An 18,329-nucleotide genomic window follows, 5' to 3' on the forward strand; every position below is an offset into this window, starting at 1 on the left:
GGAAGAGTCTAGGCCTTGTTTGAAAAATAAAAGTTGCACAAGAAACCAAGTTATGCGAAGCTATGAGCATGAAACGATATGAATTAACAAAAGAACAATGGGAACGAATCAAGCCGCTGCTGCCACCGGAAGAAACGGGAAAGCGGGGTCGTCCCCGGAAGGATAACGGGATCATGCTCAACGGAATGCTCTGGATCGTCCGGAGCGGTGCGCAGTGGCGTGAGCTGCCGGCGACCTATGGTCCTTGGCAGTCTATATACGCAAGATTCGCCAAATGGCGGAATGAGGGCACTCTGGAAGCGGTATTCCACACACTGTCTGCGGACGCGGATATGGAGAACCTGAGCATGGACTCCACTTGCGTAAAGGTGCATGAAAGCGCAAATGGCGGGGAAAAAAACGGCGGATAAGGCGGTTGGCCGTACCAAAGGCGGGTGGAACACAAAGCTCCACGCTGTCGTAGACGGTCTGGGAAACCCGGTGGAGTTCCTTCTCTCCGCTGGAAATGACCACGATTCGGTTCACGCTGTTGAACTGCTGAAAAAGGTCAGAATCGGCGGGAGTGCCGTGCTGGCAGACCGGGCCTATGGTGCCCGGACGATTCGGGAATATATCTCAGCGCACGGGGCCAGCTATGTGATCCCGCCGCAAAGCAACGTTTCCGATCCCTGGCCGGTTGACTGGCATCTGTATAAAGAACGCCATCTGGTGGAGTGTTTTTTCCAGAAAATCAAGTGGTTTCGCAGAATCGCCACCAGATATGACAAGTCGGATGCTTCCTTCCTAGCCTTTGTGTATCTTGCCTCCATCGCTATTTTGTTGCTTTAGCACAATCTCCGCCTTTTTTCAAACAAGCCCTAAACCCGGTCAGATCCAGCAAAAAGCGTACACCAACTAAAGCCCTGCCAGTAGAGATTTTTTCGACAGGGCCTGCTGCCACCGGGAGGAGCTGCTGGAATCAGCTCTCCAGCACGATATACAGGCGGTTGTCCTTCAGCAGTCGAAAGACAACACTAACCAGTTTTCTGGCAGTTAGAGCGAGTGCGCGTTTATGCTGGAACTTATTGACCTCGTGGAACTTGAGGTCATAGTAGCGCCGGAACTCGGGGTCGCATCTTCTCACGGAGTTGGCGGCTTCCAGCAGGTAGTAACGGAGGTAACGGTTACGCCCCCGCCGTGTACGACTACGTCCCCGGTGAGATCGTGGAGATGGAGATCGAGTCCCTGCCCATCGTGTGGACCGTCTCCGCCGGCAACCGCATCCGCGTTGACATCTCCTCCTCCGACTTCCCCGAGTTCACCAGCCACACCAACACTGTGGGCAACTGGGCTGAGCAGACCGAGACCAAGATTGCCAACCAGACCATCTATGTTGGCGGCGAGCACGCCAGCTCCATCACCCTGCCCACCCTGTCCACCAACGACTGATTTCTTCTGTTTCCCACCATCCTTCCCATTGGCCGGAGGCCGCGGGCACTGCCCGCGGCCTCCGGCCCTTTTCTGCCCCTTGACAATAGATAGATTGTCGATATAATAATAGATAGATAATCTATCTATTAGGAGGTCTTGCCATGGCACGGGAAAAAAATGTTCCCGGCGGCACCGGAATGCTGCTCCTCTCCCTCCTCTCCCGGCAGGAGATGTACGGCTACCAGATGATCACCGCTCTGCGGGAGCGGTCCAACCACGTCTTTGACCTGAAGGCGGGAACCCTCTACCCCCTCCTCCACACCCTGGAGGCCCAGGGCTATGTCACCTCCCGGGACGGGGAGGCTGGCGGCCGGGTGCGGCGGTACTACGCCATCACCCCGGCGGGCCGGGGAGCCCTGGCGGAGCAGGCGGAACAGTGGCGGACCTACGCCGACGGGGTCCGTGGGGTGCTGGAAGGGGGCGTGTTCTGTGGTGCGTGAAGCTCTGGCGGATTACCTCACTGCCGTGGGCGCCCAGATCCGGTGGCGGCGGGCCCGGGAACCCCTGCTGCGGGAGCTCTCCGACCACATCACCGACCAGGCCGCCGACTACCAGGCTGATGGTCTGGAGGAAGCCGATGCCTTGGAACGGGCGGTGGCCGAGATGGGGGACCCGGAGACGGTGGGCCGGGACCTGGACCGGCTCCACCGGCCCAAAAATCGCTGGGGTCTGGCCCTGGCTGTCCTGCTTCTGGCCTTTGCCGGTCTCTATCTCCAATTTATGATCTACCAGGTCAATGGTCAGGGCGTATTCGATGTCTACACCCGTCAGGCCGTATGGGTACCCATCGCCCTCGCTCTTTTGTGCGGGGTGTGGTTCTCCGACTGCACATTCCTCCTCCGGCGCCGGTGGGCAGCCGTGCTGACCGTGGCCGCCGTCGCATGGGCCGTTCTGGGCACCAATGGGACCTATCGCCCCATAGCCCTCTATGTGGCCCTCCTCCTGCCCGTCCTCTATGCCGCCCTGCTGTGCAGGCGGCGGGACGGAGGGCCTGTCACGGTCCTCCTCTGGGGGCTGGCCGCCTGGGTCCTCCCTCTCCCTACTTTGCTGGTCCCCTCTGCCTCCGCCTACCTGCTCTCCGGCTCCACCATGACCCTGGTCCTCCTGGCGGCGGGGCTGGCCTGGTTTGCCGGGAAGCGGTGGAAAAGTCTTCTTCTGAGTCTGCTCCCCACCTTTTTTTATTGGGGCGCTCTGATCCTCTTTCGTATGATGGGCGGCTATTCCTTCCAGCGGTTGGCCGTCTTCCTCCACCCGGAGCTGGACCCCAACGGCGTCGGGTACCTCTACCTGCATCTGCGGCAGGGGACGCTGGCTGATCTGCGGGAAACCGTCCTCAGCAGCACCGACCTGATGCTGGCTTTTCTGGCCCAGTGGAAGGGTGAGTGGGTCTTCCCCCTCTCTGCTGTTCTCCTGGCCCTGGTCACTCTTCTGCTGCTACGGCGGGTGTGGAAGCTCCGGAGCCGGACTGGAAAGCTGCTGGCCCTCTCCGCCCTCCTCCCCCTCCTGCTCCAGGTCGGGCTTTACATTCTCTACAACCTGGGCTACTCGCTCTTTGCCCCCCTCTCCCTTCCCTTTCTCTCCTACGGCGCCGGCTACCTGCTGCTCAACTGTCTGCTGGTGGGCTTCCTCCTCTCCGTCTTCCGCATGGACGCCCTCCTGCGAGACGGCCCCGCTCGGACGCTCTCCTCCCCCCTTCCGGACCAGCTGGATTTTCATCTACCCCTGGGGAAGGGCTCCCTCTCCATCCACTTCCGCCGGACCTCCTGAGGGCGACTGGAAATCTTTATCTTTTCTTCACTCCTTCTCAAGAGTCCCTTACCTCCTTCGTGATAGCATGGACCTATCACGAAGGAGGTCGTCTTTTCTATGGAACCCATACTGACTGTATCCCACCTGCAAAAGGTCTACGGCGCCAAGGGCAGCCGCACCCAGGCCCTCAGTGACCTGAGCTTTACGGTGGAGGAGGGGGAGTTCACCGGCATCATGGGAGCCTCCGGCTCCGGCAAAACCACCCTCTTAAACTGCATCTCCACCATCGACCGGCCCACCGGCGGCACCATCACCGTGGACGGCACCGACCTCACCGCCCTGAAGGGCAAGGCCCTTTCCCGGTTCCGCCGGGAACGGCTGGGCTTCATTTTCCAGGACTGCAACCTGCTGGACACCCTCACCGGCTTTGAGAACATGGCCCTGGCCCTCACCATCCTGGGTACCGCCCCCAAGGCCATCGAGCGCCGGGTGCGGGAGGCCGCCGAACTACTGGGCCTGGAGGGGGTGCTGGACAAGTACCCCTACCAGATGTCCGGCGGCGAGCAGCAGCGGGTGGCCGCCGCCCGGGCCATCCTCACCCGGCCCGCCCTGGTGCTGGCCGACGAGCCCACCGGCGCCCTGGACTCCAAGTCGGCGGGGCAACTGCTGCGGCAGCTCTCGGCCCTCAATCAGGAGGAGGGGACCACCATCCTCATGGTCACCCACGACGCCTTCACCGCCTCCTGGTGCCGGCGCATCCTCTTCATCAAGGACGGCGTCCTCTACCGGGAGCTCCGCCGGGGAGACCTGGACCGGAAGGCCTTTTTTGCCCAGATCCTGGGCGTGGTGAGCCTGCTGGGAGGTGACAGCGCCGATGTTCTGTAAGCTGGCGCTCCGCAACGTCACCCGGAGCCTGAAGGACTACGCCGTCTACTTCCTCACCCTCACCTTCGGCGTGTGCATCTTCTACATCTTCAACTCCCTGGAGAGCCAGTGGTGCATGCAGATGCTCTCCCGCTCGGCCCACTATATCGTGGACAGCATCCTCATCTTCATGGACGTGTTCTCCGTTTTCGTGTCGGTGGTGCTGGCCTGCCTCATCCTCTACGCCAACACCTTCCTCATGAAGCGGCGGAAACGGGAGCTGGCCACCTACTTCCTGCTGGGCCTGCCCACCGGGAAGGTCTCATTGCTGCTGGTACTGGAGACCCTGCTCATCGGCCTTTTCTCCCTTGCTGCCGGTCTGCTGCTGGGCGTCCTCCTCTCCCACGGCCTGGCCCTCCTCACCATGGCCATGTTCGCCTCCTACCCCACCGACGAGTCCTTCGGCTTCATCCTCTCCTGGAAGGCCATTTTTAAGACCGTCCTCTACTTCGGCGTCATCTTCCTAGTGGTCATGGGCTTCACCGGCTTCTCCGTCTCCCGGGCCAAGCTCATCGACCTCATCCAGGGCGGACGGAAAAATGAGGAGATGCGGGAACGGCCCCTGTGGCGGAGCGTGCTCACCTTCCTTGTGGGGGTGGCATTGCTGCTCATCGCCTACGCCATGCTGCTCATCCGGGGCATCATCCGCATCGATCCCCTCTTCTTCCTCATGCTGGCCCTGGGCACCCTGGGAACCCTCCTCTTCTTCCGCTCCCTCTCCGGCTTCCTGCTGCGGCTGGTGAAGGGCCGGAAAAGGCTCTACTACAAGGACCTCAACATGTTCGTCCTGCGGCAGTTCAACAGCCGCATCCACACCACCTACGTGTCCATGACGGTGATCTGCCTGCTCCTGCTGCTGGCCATCGGCGTCACCGCCTGCTGCGTGGGCCTCAACAACACCATCGGCGCCATGACCGATTCCTCCGCCCCCTACGACTTCACCATCCAGAATTACAGCGGGGACGTCTCTCCCACCGACATCCCCGCCCTTCTGGCCGAGAACGGCTTCGACACCGAGACCGAGCTGAAGGACGCCTGGTTCTGCAACTTCTACTACAACGACCCCGACCTCTCCGTCCCCGGTCAGGGCTCGTCGGGCACCGTCCTCTCCCTCACCGACTACAACGCCCTCATGGCCCTCCAGGGGAAGGACGGCCTCACGGAGGCCGAGCTGCCTCAGCTACGAACGGAGGCCCTGGTCACCGGCTTCTCCAGCGTGGGGGCTTATCTGGTGGTGGACGACGCCACGGCGGCCACCCTCTCCGTCCGGTGGCAGATCTTTGTGGGCAACTACGCCGGGGCCCCCCAGGCCGCCGAGGCCTCCCTCACCGCCGCCCTGGACTCCCCCGGCTTCTACGATACCGGCTTCTACAACACCACCACCAGGCTCCAGATCTACCTGGAGAACATGGGCACAAAGATCCTGGTCCTCTTCATGGGACTCTATTTGGGCCTGGTGTTCCTGGTCACCGCCGCGGCGGTGCTGGCCCTCCAGCAGCTCTCCCAGGCCGCCGACAACCAGCCCCGGTATGCCATTCTCGCCCGGCTGGGCGCTCCGGAGAGCATGCGCAGCAAGGCCCTCTTCACCCAGGTCTTTCTCTCCTTCTTCCTGCCCCTGGCCCTGGCCGTGGTCCACTCCGTCGTGGGCATGACGGCGGCCAACGCCGTCATCTCCGTGGTGGGCAGGGTGGACTCCGTCCAGAGCTCCCTGGTCACCGCCGCCCTCCTTCTGGTCATCTACGGTGCCTACTTCCTGGCCACCTACTTCGGCGCCCGGACCGTGGTCCGAGGGAACGGATAAGCAAAAATGCCTGCCGCGTTTGCTCCGCGGCAGGCATTTTATATTCCCGCAAAAAAGTCCTCATATTGTGCTTTATAAATCTCTTTGAGCCCTTTGAGCTCACTCACCCGAATATTGTATTTACCCCGTTCCATTTGGGAAAGCATCTCCCGGCTCACGGCCAAGCCCATGACCTGGAGTTGGGCAGCCACCTGCTCCTGGGTCAGACCCGCCCGGTCCCGGAGCCGCCGCAGATTCTCTCCGATCGAGAGGTCCTGCCTGATTTTCAATTCACAGTCCCCCTCCTGTTGGAATGGATTTCTTCCATCTTGATGCTACAATATTTTTGTGGTATTATCGGAATGCATACATTCCATATTTAGAGAATACAGCAGGAATCCTCCGACCTTACCCGCATCTGACCTGCTCCTGACACACAAAACTTGGACTTGCATTCCCATGGAAAGTATGGTATGATACTGATTACTGTTCGGGTGCATTGCGCCCATTTCACGCTGACCATGCCCTTCGGGGCTTGAAAGGAACGATGCTTTCATGGGTACGCTCAAGTTAGTCCTCACCATCGTCCAGGTGCTGGCCGCTCTGTTCCTCACCTTCGTGGTGCTGGCTCAGTCCGGTAAGAGTGCCGGTCTTTCCGGCGCCATCGCCGGCGGTGCCGACACCTTCCTCTCCAAGAACAAGGCCAAGAGCTGGGACGCCAAGCTGGCCCGCTGGACCAAGTGGGTAGCCATCGGCTTCATGATCCTGACTCTGGTGCTCTGCCTGCTGCCCGACGGGGCCGCCGCCTGAGCCAAACGGACGAAACGGACCAAAAAAGGACGTGCCCTTCAGGGTGCGTCCTTTTTTCGTTGCAGGCGGGCAAATTGGTGATATACTAGGGAGGAAAGCGCCCTTCCGTCGGCGCGACAGACATCAGAACTACAAAGGAGAATCTTTTTTCATGAACTTACAGGGAACCTATCAGGCCACCGCCCGTGGGTTCGGCTTCTTTACGCCGGAGGGCGCGGTGGGCCGGGAGTCCGACCTCTTTGTGCCGCCCCGCTGTGACGGCGGCGCCTGGACGGGGGACAAGGTCACCGCCCAGATCAGTGCCGACCCCAAAGACCCCCAGCGGCAGATCGCCAAAATCACCGCCGTGGTGGAGCGGACCAACCGCACCCTGGTGGGCGCCGTGGAGCGCCGGGGCCGGGAGGTGTGGCTCCAGCCCACCAGCGACCGCTATCCCAACGCCGTGAAGGTGGTGGGCCGCTCCGCCGCCAAGCTGAAGACTGGGGACAAGATCGCCGTGGCCGTCACCAGCTACGGCAGCGCCAAGCTGCCCCCCACGGGCACCTTCAAGCTCTCCTTCGGCAAGGAGGGCACTCGTCAGGCCGCCGTGGCCGCCCTCCTCTACGAGCACGGCATTGACCGGGACTTCCCCGCCCCGGTGACCGCCGCCGCCCAGCTGGCGCCCCAGGAGGTGGACCCCGCCGCCTGCACCGGCCGGCTGGACCTGCGGGACAAGACCGTCCTCACCATCGACGGCGCCTCTTCCAAGGACTTTGACGACGCCGTCAGCCTGGAGAAGGACCAGGAGGGTCATTGGATTCTCGGCGTCCACATCGCCGACGTGTCCCACTACGTGACCGAAAACTCCCCCCTGGACCTGGAGGCCTTCCACCGGGCCACCTCGGTGTACTTCGCCGACCAGGTGGTCCCCATGCTGCCCGAGGAGCTCTCCAACGGCATCTGCTCCCTCAACCCACACGTGGACCGGCTGGCCCTCTCCTGCATTATGACCATGGACTCCCATGGCCAGGTGCTGGACCACAAGATCGTCAAGACCGTCCTCCGCTCCACCGAGCGGATGACCTATGACGACTGCAACATCCTTCTTAAGGACCAGGACCCCGCCCTGGCGGAGCGCTACGCCCACATCCTGCCCATGCTCCGGGATATGGCGGGGCTGGCCAAGGCTCTGGAAAAGAGCCGCCGGGCCCGGGGCGCCCTGGACCTGGAGAGTCAGGAGTGCTATATCGTCTGCGACGAGAGCGGCGCCCCGGTGGACATCCGGGTGCGGGAGACCGGGGAGTCGGAAAAGCTCATCGAGTCCTTCATGCTGGCCGCCAACGAGTGCGTGGCCGAGCACCTCAAAAAGGCGGGTCTTCCCGCCGTCTACCGGGTCCACGAAAAGCCCTCCGAGGACAAGGTGACCAACCTGAAGGCCATGCTGGCCCCTCTGGGCATCGACCTGAAGCAGGCCGACAACGGCAGCCTCCAAAAGGTGCTGGAGGCGGTGAAGGGCACCCCCCAGGCCCCCGCCGTCCACACCATGGTCCTCCGCAGCCTCATGAAGGCCCGGTACGACACCGAGAACCTGGGCCACTTCGGCCTGGCGGCCAAGTACTACTGCCACTTCACCTCCCCCATCCGCCGCTACCCCGACCTCATGGTCCACCGCATCCTTACCGCCCTGCTGGACGGCTCCCTGGAGCAGAAGAAGGGCAAGCTCACCGCCGCCGCCGACCGGGCCGCCAAGCAGTCCTCCGACCGTGAGGTCCACGCCATGACCGCCGAGCGGGACATTGAGAAGTGCTATATGGCCGAGTTCATGACCGCCCACGTGGGGGACACCTTCCAGGGCTCCGTCACCGGCGTCACCAAGTTCGGTCTCTTTGTGGGGCTCCCCAACGGAGTGGAGGGCCTTCTCCCCGTCACCGTACTCCCCGACGACCGCTACGAGTACGACGAAGTCCGCATGACCCTCACCGGCGCCCGGACCAAGTTCACCTACTCCTTCGGTATGCCTCTGGAGGTCCTCTGCGCCGCCGCCAACCCCGGCTCCGGCCAGATCGACTTCACCCTCCCCGACGTGGTCCCCGCCCCCAAGCCGGTGAAGTCCATCAAGGAGACGCCCCTTCCCCCCAAGGGCCGGGGCAGGAAGGGCCGTAAGCCCTCCTCCAAACCCGGATACCGGCCCCCCAAAAAGGGAAAGGGGAAGAAAAAGCGATGACAAAACGGAATTTTGCCTCCACATTATTGCTCGTTGTATTTCTTCTTGCCGCTGGATGCCAGGCCGCACCCACCCCATCTGCCTCTCCGGCATCCACGCCCACCCACGCGCCCAGCGCGTCGCCCGCGCCCACACCGACCCCCACCCCCGACCCGGTGGAGGAGACTCTCTCCGCCATGACCACCGAGGAGAAGGTGGGCCAGCTCCTCATCGCCGGCTTCTATGAGACGGAAGCCGGTGAGGAAGCCCGGTCCTACATCCAGGACTATCATGTGGGCGGGCTCATCCTTTACGGCCGGAATGTGGAGAGCGCCCAACAGCTCACCGACCTCACCAACGGTCTGAAGGCTCTGGCCGGCGACGGCATTCCCCTCTTCCTCTCCACCGACCAGGAGGGGGGGATGGTGGAGCGGATGCCCCCGGAGATCCAAAAGCTGCCCAACGCCTACGACGTGTCCGACCCGGCGGCCTTCGGTTCCGCCCTGGGGGCGGAGTGCGCCGCCTTCGGCCTCAACACCGACTTCGCCCCTTCCCTGGACATCTGGTCCAACCCCAACAACACCGTCATCGGTAGGCGGGCCTTCGGCTCCGACGCCGAGACCGTCACCCAGCGGGGCCTGGCCTGCCTCACCGCCATGGAGGAGAGCGGCACCATCCCGGTGGTAAAGCACTTCCCCGGCCACGGGGACACCGACACCGACTCCCACGTGGGCCTGCCGGTGGTGGACAAGACCCGCGAGGAGCTGCTGGAGATGGAGCTTCTCCCCTTCCAGGCCGCCATTGACGCCGGCGCTCCCGCCGTCATGGTGGCCCACATCCTCATGACCCAGATCGACCCGGACAGGCCCGCCACCCTCTCTTCCGAAGTGGTCACCGGCCTCCTCCGGGAGGAGCTGGGCTTTGACGGGGTGGTCTTTACCGACGACCTCACCATGGGGGCCATCACCCAGAACTACGGCCTGGGGGAGGCCGCCGTGCTGGCGGTGGAGGCCGGGTGCGACGTGCTGCTGGTCTGCCATGAGACGGGCAGCGTGGAGGAGGTCTGCGCCGCCCTCCTGGACGCCGTGGACACCGGACGCATCACCGAAGACCGGCTGGACCAGAGCGTCCGGCGCATCCTCACCCTGAAACAGAACTACGGCCTCACCAATGACCCGGTAGACCTCCCCGACCTGGACGCCCTCAACGCCCGGGTGGCCGCCGTCAACGGTCTGGCGTGAGAAGCCCTTGACAGATGCCTCCTACAGGTGTAGTATCATGGTAGAGATGCTACACTTGTAGGAGGTGTTTTTATGCCCCGACTCAGCGACAGCGAGTGGCAGGTCCTCACCGCCCTGTGGGACAGCGGCGGCGCCAGTCTGGGGGAGGTGGTGGAGGCCCTCCGCCCCGCCACTGGCTGGAGCCGGAACACGGTGCTCACCTACCTGACCCGGATGGAGAAAAAGGGACTGGTGACCATCGACAAGGAGAACTATCCCCACACCTACCGGGCCGCCCTGGACCGGGAGACCTGCCAGGCCCAGGAGCGGCAGAGCTTCCTTGACCGGGTGTACCGGGGCTCCGCCGGGGATCTGGTGGCCGCCTTTCTGAAGGAGTCCCCCCTCTCCGCCGAGGAGCGGGACCGGCTCAAGGCCCTGCTGGACAACATGGAGGTGTGATATGACCGACCTGTGGTCCTTCCTCCTCCAGACCCTCACCGCCGCCGGAGCGGCGGCCTTCCTGCTGGTGGTCAAGTACCTGTTCCGTGACAAGCTCTCCCCCCGGTGGCAGTTCGGTATCTGGGGCCTGCTGGCCCTGGTGCTCCTCCACCCCGCCGGGCAGGGCGGGCGGTACGTCCTCCTCAACTGGCCGCTGTGGCTGGAGACCCTCAAGGCCGCCCTCACCGGGGACTACTCTCTCATCCGTGTGATAGCCCCCATCCCTCTGCCCGCCCCCCTGGGCGGACCCCAGACGCCTCTGGACGTCCTCTATTTCGTCTATGTGACCGGGGTGGTGGTGCTGCTGGCTTGGTACGCCCTCACCTATCTCCGGCTGCGGCTGGCCCTCCGCCGGGGGAACCCCGCCGACGACGCTCAGCTCCGCCGGGTGGCGGCACAGTATGACCTTCCCCTCTGCCGGGCGGTGGAGGTGGAGGGACTGCCCTCCGCCTTCGTCTGCGGGGTGGTCCGGCCGGTGCTGGCCCTCCCCGCCGGGCAGGCGGTGGACGACAAGGTAATTCTCCACGAGCTGCTCCACCTCAAGTATCATGACGCCGCTTGGGGCCTCCTCATCTGCCTCTTCCGGTGCCTCCACTGGTGTAATCCCCTCCTGTGGTACTGCGCCGACCGGGCGGGCAACGACGCCGAGGCCCTCTGCGACCAGCGGGTGCTGGAGCGGCTGGAGGGTGAGGACCGCCGGGACTACGGCCGCATCCTTCTCTCCATGGCCTCGGGCAAGTACGCCCGGGCCCCCGGCACCTCCTCCATGGCCAACGGCGGACGCAACATCCGGGAGCGCATCGAGGCCATCGCCCGGTTCAAGCGCTATCCGGCGGGGATGGCCCTGGCCTCGGTGTGTGTGGCGTTGGTGCTCCTCTTCCCCCTGGTGCTGGGACAGGGTCAGACCCTGGCCAAGGCCAACGGCCTGGGCCACTCCGGGGAGCTGGAGTTCCACACCGCCATGGCCTCGGCCCGACTCACCCCCTGCACCACCGCCGCCGGAGCCTTGGACACCTACGGCAAGGCGGTCATCGAACAAGACGGCATCTACCGGGCTCTGTGCGCCCCGATTGACCAGCAGGCCGATCTGGCTGCCCAGATGGAGTCCTTCGCCCATGGCCCTGACAACTGGGTCCATGAGCACTGGGAGAGCGGTCTGCCTGGCTATCCCGACCAGGCCGCAGGCTATTTTCTCTACAACCTGACCGAGACGGACAGCGGCTATACCGCCGTGGTGGTCTTTCCCCTCCAGCTGGCCTACCTGGACGGTCCCGACGCCCCGCCGGTCCGTGAGAGCGAGGAGGGTCATGCCTACACCGCCTGGCAGGCCGTCCGGGCAGAGCGGCAGGGGGACCGCTGGGTGGTCCTCCCCCAGGGGGACTTCCATCTGGCGGAACTCCAGCAGGCCTATGACGACGGCGTGAGCCTGCTCACCTGGGGTGATCCCGCCCTCCCCGCCGCCGTCACCTACGCCGCCGATGTGGACGGCCTCCGCCTGGAGATCGTCTACCAGACCATCCACACCGTGGACAATACGGTGGAGACCAGCAACTCCATGTCCTGGTTCTTTGGCACCTCCACCTCCTTTGACACCACACCCAAGCCCAACGCCTTGTTTGACTCCGCCAGAGAATCCTACGATTTCATCGGCACCGAGACCGTCCCCGGGGCAGCAGACTTGGTGAACCGCTACGCCGCCGCTCCGGTCTGGGCCGACGGCAGCGGGCCCTCCCTGGAGTTCGGCTCCGGTCAGGGCAGCAGCAGCGACGGCACCTTCTGGGGCAACGCCCGGGACAGCGGCAGCCTGCAAAGCGGCGGCGGCTCCGGCCTGGGCGGCGACCCCAATGAAGCGCCGGTGTGGCCGGACCACTACCGCATGGTCCTCTCCTATGTGGACGGCCGGGAGGAGCAGACCGTGGAGCTCCGGCCCGTGGAAGGAGGGGATGTGCCGTGATCCCAAACTATGAGAAGCTGTACCGGGGGGTGTCCCACGCCGCCTGGGCCTACTTCTTCCTCTACTTCAACGTCAACCTGAACACCCTCAACATCCTCCCCAACTTCGTGTGCTACCTCCTGCTGTGGTCGGCCATCGGCTGTCTGGAGGAGGAGGAGCGGGACCTCACCCTGCTGCGCCCCCTGTGTGTGCTGCTGGGGGTGTGGGCGGGGGCAGACTGGGTCTTCACCCTCTTCGGCGGGACCCTGGATGGGTGGTTTCCGCCGGTGGACCTGCTGATCTCGGTGGCGGACATCTACTTCCACTTCCAGCTCTTCACCGACTTTGCCCAGCTGGCGGCGCGGTACCAACCCCCGGGCGTGGCCCTGGACCGGCGGCTCCTGCGGCTGCGGACGGTCCACACCCTCCTCCTCACCGTCTTTGCCGTTCTGGGCTACTGCTTCCCCAACGGGGCGCAGTTCACCTTCCCGGGCGGCTCCCTGCCGGAGGGGGTAGTCACTGTCCTCCTCCTTGGCATGGCCCTGGCGGCCATGCTCGTGGCCCTGATGCTCATGTTCGGCCTCTTCGCATTGCGGAAATGCTTCCTCCCCACGGAGGAGGAGACATGAAAAAAGCGGAACAGACTTGCGTCTGTTCCGCTTTTTTTGTATCAGGATCATTTCCGCCGGGAAGCCTGGACGGCGTCGTTGATGACCTTGTAGATCTGGATGACCACCGTGGGCAGGAAGGCCAGCAGGACCACCAGGCCGATCTCCTTCATGGTAAAGGGGGCCACCTCAAAGAGGGTATTGAGGCCGGGGATGAAGAGGACGGCGGCCAGGAGCACCACGCCGGCAAAGAAGGCGCCGATGCTGGCCTTGTTGGTGGTGAGTCCGATGCGGAAGATGGAGGGAATCCCGCGGCAGTTGAAGCCGTGGAAAAGCCGGGCCAGGGTCAGGGTAGAGAAGGCCATAGTCATGGCCAGCTCGGCGCCGGAGTCCCGGAGTCCGATGAAGTAGGCGGCCATGACAGCGGCGGCGATGATGGCACCGTAGGCGAAGATCTTGCCCAGGAGGCCCTTGGTGAGGATGGGCTCCTTGGGGTCACGGGGCTTCTGGTCCAGCAGGCCGCCGGTGGCCGGCTCCACGCCGATGGCGATGGCGGGCAGGGAGTCGGTGAGGAGGTTGATGAACAGCAAGTGCACCGGGGCAAAGGGGACAGAGAGACCCAGGATGGAGGTGATGAGGACGCAGAGGATGCCGGCCATGTTGCCGGAGAGGAGGAAGTTGATGGAGTTTTTGATGTTGGTGTAGACGCCGCGGCCGTTGACCACCGCCTTGACGATGGTGGCGAAGTTGTCGTCGGCCAGGATCATGGAGGCGGCGTCCTTGGAGACCTCGGTGCCGGTGATGCCCATGGCCACGCCGATGTCGGCGGCCTTGAGGGCGGGGGCGTCGTTGACGCCGTCACCGGTCATGGAGACGATCTTGCCCTTGCGCTGCCAGGCGGAGACGATGCGGATCTTGTGCTCGGGGGACACCCGGGCGTAGACGGAAATTTTCTCCAGACGCTGGTCCAGGTCGGCGTCGGTCATGTTGTCCAGCTCCACGCCGGAGACAGCCTCATCCCCCTCCCGGAAGATGCCCAGCTGCTTGGCGATGGCGGAGGCGGTGACCTTGTGGTCGCCGGTGATCATGATGGTGCGGATGCCGCCCCGCTTGGCGTCGGCCACGGCCTGGATGGCCTCGGGCCGGGGCGGGTCGATCATGGAGATGAGGCCGATGAAGGTGAAGTCCTTCTCGTCGTCCAGGGTGAGGGTGTGGTTCTCCGGCAGCTCCCGGTAGGCGAAGGACAGGACCCGTAGGCCCTCCATGGAGAGCTCCATGTTCACACGGGAGATGCGCTCCTTCCACTCGGGGGTCATGGGCACCTTGCCCTCCCGGGTGAGGACGTGGGTGGACCGGGCCAGGAGCACATCGATGGCGCCCTTGGTGTAGAGGGTGGGCACGCCGTCGATGTCGTGGAGGGTGCTCATGAGCTTCCGGTCGGAGTCGAAGGCCAGCTCCCCGATGCGGGGGTGCTGCCGGCGGTAGGCCACCTCGTCGATCTCCAGCCGGTCGCCCAGCATGACCAGGGCCACCTCGGTGGGGTCGCCGATGCTGGTGCCGGTGGCCGGGTCGGTGGTGGCGTCGCTGGCCAGGAGGGCCGCCTTCAGCAGGAGCCGCTGTACATCGTTGACCAGATCCAGATCATCGCCCTCCAGCAGGGAGCCGTCGGCGTAGATCTTCTGGGGGGTCATCTTGTTCTGGGTCAGGGTGCCCGTCTTATCCGAGCAGATCACCGACACGGCGCCCAGGCTCTCCACCGCCTTCAGGTCCTTGATGATGGCGTTCTCCTTGGCCATCTTCTGGGTGCCCAGGGCCAGGACGATGGTGACGATGGAGGAAAGGGCCTCCGGGATGGCGGCCACGGCCAGGGCCACGGCGAACATGAGGGAGTCCAGAATGGGCATCTCCCGGTAGAGGGAGAGGCCGAAGACCAGCACGCAGATGGCCATGATGACGATGGCCAGCTTCTTGCTGAAGTCGTCCAGGGACTGCTGGAGGGGGGTCTTGCGCTGCTGGGTCTGGTTCATGAGGGCGGCCACCTTGCCCAGCTCGGTGTTCATGCCGGTACCGGTGACCACCACCAGGGCCCGGCCGTAGGTCACCAGGGAGCCGGAGAAGACCATGTTCTTCCGGTCGCCCAGGGCCACCTCGTCGCCGGGGATCACGTCGGTGGTCTTCTCCACGCCCTCACTCTCGCCGGTGAGGGAGCTCTCATTGACCTTGAGAGAGAAGTTCTCCAGGATGCGGCCGTCGGCCACCACCATGTCGCCGGCCTCCAGCTCCACGATGTCGCCGGGGACGATCTGGGCGGAGGGGATCATGGCGCGCTTGCCGTCCCGCAGCACCTTGGCTGTGGGGGAGGACATGGCCTTCAGGCTCTCCAGGGACTTTTCCGCCTTGAAATGCTGGACGGTGCCCAGGATGGCGTTGAGGATGAGGACGGCGAAGATGACGATGGTGCTCTCCAGATTGCCGGAGACGGCGGAAATGACAGCGGCCACCAGCAGGATGACCACCAACAGATCCTTGAACTGCTCCAGGAAGACCTGGAGGCCCGATTTCTTCTTGCCCTCGGCCAGGGCGTTCTTGCCGAACCGCTCCAGCCGCTCCGCCGCCTGGGCCGAAGTGAGGCCCGTCCGGGCGGACTCCACCGCCTTCAGGGTCTCCTCCGGGGTGCGGTTGAAAAAGGCTTTTTCCATGCTGCACACTCCTTTTACAGGTTATCTTGCCCCGGGAACAGCCGCTGATTCCCACGCCGAAACAATAAAAAAAGACTTTTGAGTATACACTCCGCCCCAGCGAAGTACATACTCAAAAGTCTTGTCACCGTCACCGGCGTCCTCCCCCAGGCCGAAGGCCGTGATGTTGAAGGAGGAACTTGCGACTACTCCCTTTTGAACTATCCAAGATTATACCGACTGTTTCCTCCCTTGTCAAGGCTGCCCATGTAAAATCCGGTAAACTTTTTCTCCCACATCGGAAGGCCGCTTTTCTTGCAAACGCTCCACCCTTGGGGTAAAATGGTACCAACGCGAATAGGAGGTCATGTATATGCGCGATGGTTTTGTGAAAGTCGCCGCCGGCACCCCGTCCATCCGGGTGGCCGACTGCCGTTATAACGCCGAACAGATCTTCACCCTCATGCGGGAGGCCGCCAAGCAGGGGGTGAAGGTCCTGGCGCTCCCCGAGCTGTGCCTTACCGGCTATACCTGCGGGGACCTTTTCCTCCAGCCCACCCTGCTCCGGGGCGCTGAGGAAGGGCTCCAGACCATCCTGGAGGCCACCAAGAACCTGGACATGGTCACCGCCATTGGCCTGCCCGTCCGGAACCCCTGGGACGGTAAGCTCTACAACTGCGCCGCCGTCATCCACAAAGGGGAGATCCTGGGCCTGGTGCCCAAGACCCACCTGCCCAACTACGGCGAGTTCTATGAGCAGCGCTGGTTCGCCTCCGGCGCCGGAACGGAGGTTACCTTCCCCCTGTGCGGTCAGGAGGTCTGCCTGTCGGACGGCCACCTTTTCTTCTGCACCCAGCTTCCCCAGCTGGTCATCGGCGTGGAGATCTGCGAGGACCTGTGGGCGCCGGAGCCCCCCTCTATCCGGGCGGCCCGGGCGGGCGCCACCCTCATCCTCAACCTCTCCGCCTCCAATGAGACGGTGGGCAAGGCCGGCTACCGCCGCTCCCTGGTGTGCGGCCAGTCGGGCCGCCTGCTGTGCGGCTACGTCTACGCCGACGCCGGAGAGGGTGAATCCTCCACCGACCTGGTCTTTGGCGGCCACAATATGATCGCCGAGAACGGCGTTCTCCTCTCCGAGCGGCGCTTCGGCACCGGCCTCACCGTCAGCGAGATCGACGTGGACCGTCTGTGCGCCGAGCGGCAGCGGCTGGGTACCTTCCAGCCCCTGGAGGAGCAGGAGAGCCTGTGGCGGATCGGCTTTGACCTGGACCTCAGCGACACCCACCTGACCCGGCCCGTCTCCCCCACCCCCTTCGTCCCTGAGGACAAGGCCGACCGGGCGGAGCGGTGCAACGAGATTTTGTACGTGGCCGCCCTGGGCCTCAAGAAGCGGCTGGAGCACACCAATGCCAAGACGGCGGTGGTGGGCCTCTCCGGCGGCCTGGACTCCACCCTGGCCGTCCTCATCACGGCGGTGGCTATGCAGATGTTGGACCGCCCCGCCACCGACATCATCGCCGTCACCATGCCCTGCTTCGGCACCACCGACCGCACCAAGTCCAACGCCGTACTGCTGGCCGAGCGGCTTGGCTGTACCCTCAAGACCATCGACATCGGTGAGGCGGTGAAGCAGCACTTTAGGGACATCGGCCAGTCCATGTCTGACCACGACGTCACCTTTGAAAACGGCCAGGCCCGGGAGCGGACCCAGGTCCTCATGGACATCGCCAACCAGACCGGCGGCCTGGTCATCGGCACCGGCGACCTCTCCGAGCTGGCCCTGGGTTGGTGCACCTACAACGGCGACCACATGAGCAACTACGCCGTCAACGCCGGCATCCCTAAGACCCTGGTGCGCCATCTGGTGAGTTTCATCAGCGACGACAAGGAGCAGGAGGACCCCCAGCTCTCCGGCGTCCTCTCCGACATTCTGGACACCCCCGTCTCCCCGGAGCTCCTCCCCGCCATCGAGGGCCAGATCGCCCAGAAGACCGAGGACCTGGTGGGCCCCTACGAGCTCCACGACTTCTTCCTCTACTATGCCGTCCGCTGGGCCTTCCCGCCCCGGAAGGTGCTGCGCCTGGCCGAGTACGCCTTCGGCCGGACCTACGACCGGGCCACCATCCTCAAGTGGGAGCGCACCTTCTACCGGCGCTTCTTCTCCCAGCAGTTCAAGCGCTCCTGCCTCCCCGACGGCCCCAAGGTGGGCTCTGTGGCCCTGTCGCCTCGCGGCGACTGGCGCATGCCGTCTGATGCAGTGGCCTCCCTCTGGCTGGAGGAGCTGGAGGGCCTGGAATAAACACCATATATCCCCAAAATCCGCCTGTGGGCCCAGCCCACGGGCGGATTTTTTTGCCTATTTCTCAAAATTCGTGTGGGGCGGACGTTTGTCCATTCATAAAATAGTCATATTTATATGCTAGAATGATATTTAATACACTAATCATTCAGATCCCTATACGACAACTACCGCCGCC

14 protein-coding genes and 2 pseudogenes are annotated in these 18,329 nt (G+C 63.8%); 13 read left to right on the forward strand and 3 right to left on the reverse strand.

The features are described from left to right. Positions 1-62 precede the first annotated feature (62 nt). Positions 63-828, forward strand: a pseudogene (locus E0E29_RS00920) (IS5 family transposase). 130 nt (positions 829-958) lie between these two features. On the opposite strand, the pseudogene E0E29_RS00925 reads toward E0E29_RS00920, so the two are convergent. Then, positions 959-1,168 (reverse strand): annotated as a pseudogene (locus tag E0E29_RS00925) (IS110 family transposase); the annotation flags it as partial. Between the two features lie 8 nt (positions 1,169-1,176). Between E0E29_RS00925 and E0E29_RS00930 the strand changes: the two are divergent. From E0E29_RS00930 to E0E29_RS00950, 5 genes are all read left to right on the forward strand, one after another. After that, on the forward strand, positions 1,177-1,428 hold the full coding sequence (locus E0E29_RS00930) for a CocE/NonD family hydrolase C-terminal non-catalytic domain-containing protein (RefSeq protein ID WP_130848227.1): 252 nt from the start codon (positions 1,177-1,179) through the stop codon (positions 1,426-1,428). A 143-nt stretch (positions 1,429-1,571) separates the two neighbouring features. Next, positions 1,572-1,910, forward strand: coding sequence for a PadR family transcriptional regulator (locus tag E0E29_RS00935; protein ID WP_130848228.1), 339 nt, complete (start codon positions 1,572-1,574; stop codon positions 1,908-1,910). Continuing rightward, positions 1,900-3,237 carry a permease prefix domain 1-containing protein gene (locus E0E29_RS00940; RefSeq protein ID WP_130848229.1) on the forward strand — a complete coding sequence of 446 codons (1,338 nt, stop codon included), beginning with the start codon at positions 1,900-1,902 and terminating at the stop codon, positions 3,235-3,237. Before E0E29_RS00935 ends, E0E29_RS00940 begins: the two co-directional genes overlap by 11 nt. Positions 3,238-3,336: 99 nt before the next feature. Further along, positions 3,337-4,104 carry an ABC transporter ATP-binding protein gene (locus tag E0E29_RS00945; RefSeq protein ID WP_130848230.1) on the forward strand — a complete coding sequence of 256 codons (768 nt, stop codon included), beginning with the start codon at positions 3,337-3,339 and terminating at the stop codon, positions 4,102-4,104. Beyond that, entirely contained in the window at positions 4,094-5,944 is a 1,851-nt protein-coding gene (locus tag E0E29_RS00950) for an FtsX-like permease family protein (protein ID WP_130848231.1), read from the forward strand. The genes E0E29_RS00945 and E0E29_RS00950 overlap by 11 nt, the downstream gene beginning before the upstream one ends. Before the next feature lie 38 nt (positions 5,945-5,982). Here E0E29_RS00950 and E0E29_RS00955 read toward each other — a convergent pair whose 3' ends face one another. Next, entirely contained in the window at positions 5,983-6,213 is a 231-nt protein-coding gene (locus E0E29_RS00955; RefSeq protein WP_130848232.1) for a helix-turn-helix domain-containing protein, read from the reverse strand. 265 nt (positions 6,214-6,478) lie between these two features. Between E0E29_RS00955 and secG the strand changes: the two genes are divergently transcribed. The 6 genes from secG to E0E29_RS00985 all read left to right on the forward strand — a co-directional run bounded on the left by secG (position 6,479) and on the right by E0E29_RS00985 (position 13,195). Beyond that, complete coding sequence (secG, locus tag E0E29_RS00960; protein WP_130848233.1) at positions 6,479-6,733, forward strand: preprotein translocase subunit SecG; 255 nt, start codon at positions 6,479-6,481, stop codon at positions 6,731-6,733. Positions 6,734-6,776: 43 nt separating this feature from the next. Next, the gene (rnr, locus tag E0E29_RS00965) at positions 6,777-8,936 is read left to right on the forward strand and encodes a ribonuclease R (RefSeq protein ID WP_278045139.1); all 2,160 of its coding nucleotides are present in this window, start codon (positions 6,777-6,779) and stop codon (positions 8,934-8,936) included. Continuing rightward, positions 8,933-10,156, forward strand: coding sequence for a beta-N-acetylhexosaminidase (nagZ, locus tag E0E29_RS00970; protein WP_130848235.1), 1,224 nt, complete (start codon positions 8,933-8,935; stop codon positions 10,154-10,156). The genes rnr and nagZ overlap by 4 nt, the downstream gene beginning before the upstream one ends. A 72-nt stretch (positions 10,157-10,228) precedes the next feature. Beyond that, positions 10,229-10,594 carry a BlaI/MecI/CopY family transcriptional regulator gene (locus E0E29_RS00975; protein ID WP_130848236.1) on the forward strand — a complete coding sequence of 122 codons (366 nt, stop codon included), beginning with the start codon at positions 10,229-10,231 and terminating at the stop codon, positions 10,592-10,594. Between the two features lies 1 nt (position 10,595). Next, positions 10,596-12,587 carry a M56 family metallopeptidase gene (locus tag E0E29_RS00980; protein WP_130848237.1) on the forward strand — a complete coding sequence of 664 codons (1,992 nt, stop codon included), beginning with the start codon at positions 10,596-10,598 and terminating at the stop codon, positions 12,585-12,587. After that, positions 12,584-13,195: a hypothetical protein gene (locus E0E29_RS00985; RefSeq protein ID WP_130848238.1), complete on the forward strand. Its 612-nt coding sequence runs from the start codon at positions 12,584-12,586 to the stop codon at positions 13,193-13,195. The genes E0E29_RS00980 and E0E29_RS00985 overlap by 4 nt, the downstream gene beginning before the upstream one ends. A gap of 47 nt (positions 13,196-13,242) precedes the next feature. Here E0E29_RS00985 and E0E29_RS00990 read toward each other — a convergent pair whose 3' ends face one another. Continuing rightward, a complete protein-coding gene (locus E0E29_RS00990; RefSeq protein ID WP_130848239.1) occupies positions 13,243-15,873 on the reverse strand; it encodes a cation-translocating P-type ATPase in 2,631 nt (876 codons plus the stop codon). 352 nt (positions 15,874-16,225) lie between these two features. Here E0E29_RS00990 and E0E29_RS00995 point away from each other — a divergent pair, with 352 nt between their 5' ends. After that, complete coding sequence (locus E0E29_RS00995) at positions 16,226-18,151, forward strand: NAD(+) synthase (RefSeq protein WP_130848240.1); 1,926 nt, start codon at positions 16,226-16,228, stop codon at positions 18,149-18,151. Positions 18,152-18,329 lie beyond the last annotated feature (178 nt).

Source organism: Intestinimonas timonensis, assembly GCF_900626145.1.
Taxonomy (GTDB): domain Bacteria; phylum Bacillota; class Clostridia; order Oscillospirales; family Oscillospiraceae; genus Intestinimonas; species Intestinimonas aquisgranensis.

Coding starts and splice junctions, on each gene's coding strand:
- E0E29_RS00935 (WP_130848228.1), top strand. CDS start 1,572: ATGGCACGGGAAAAAAATGTTCCCGGCGGCACCGGAATGCTGCTCCTC.
- E0E29_RS00945 (WP_130848230.1), top strand. CDS start 3,337: ATGGAACCCATACTGACTGTATCCCACCTGCAAAAGGTCTACGGCGCC.
- E0E29_RS00950 (WP_130848231.1), top strand. CDS start 4,094: ATGTTCTGTAAGCTGGCGCTCCGCAACGTCACCCGGAGCCTGAAGGAC.
- secG (WP_130848233.1), top strand. CDS start 6,479: ATGGGTACGCTCAAGTTAGTCCTCACCATCGTCCAGGTGCTGGCCGCT.
- nagZ (WP_130848235.1), top strand. CDS start 8,933: ATGACAAAACGGAATTTTGCCTCCACATTATTGCTCGTTGTATTTCTT.
- E0E29_RS00975 (WP_130848236.1), top strand. CDS start 10,229: ATGCCCCGACTCAGCGACAGCGAGTGGCAGGTCCTCACCGCCCTGTGG.
- E0E29_RS00980 (WP_130848237.1), top strand. CDS start 10,596: ATGACCGACCTGTGGTCCTTCCTCCTCCAGACCCTCACCGCCGCCGGA.
- E0E29_RS00990 (WP_130848239.1), bottom strand. CDS start 15,873: ATGGAAAAAGCCTTTTTCAACCGCACCCCGGAGGAGACCCTGAAGGCG.
- E0E29_RS00995 (WP_130848240.1), top strand. CDS start 16,226: ATGCGCGATGGTTTTGTGAAAGTCGCCGCCGGCACCCCGTCCATCCGG.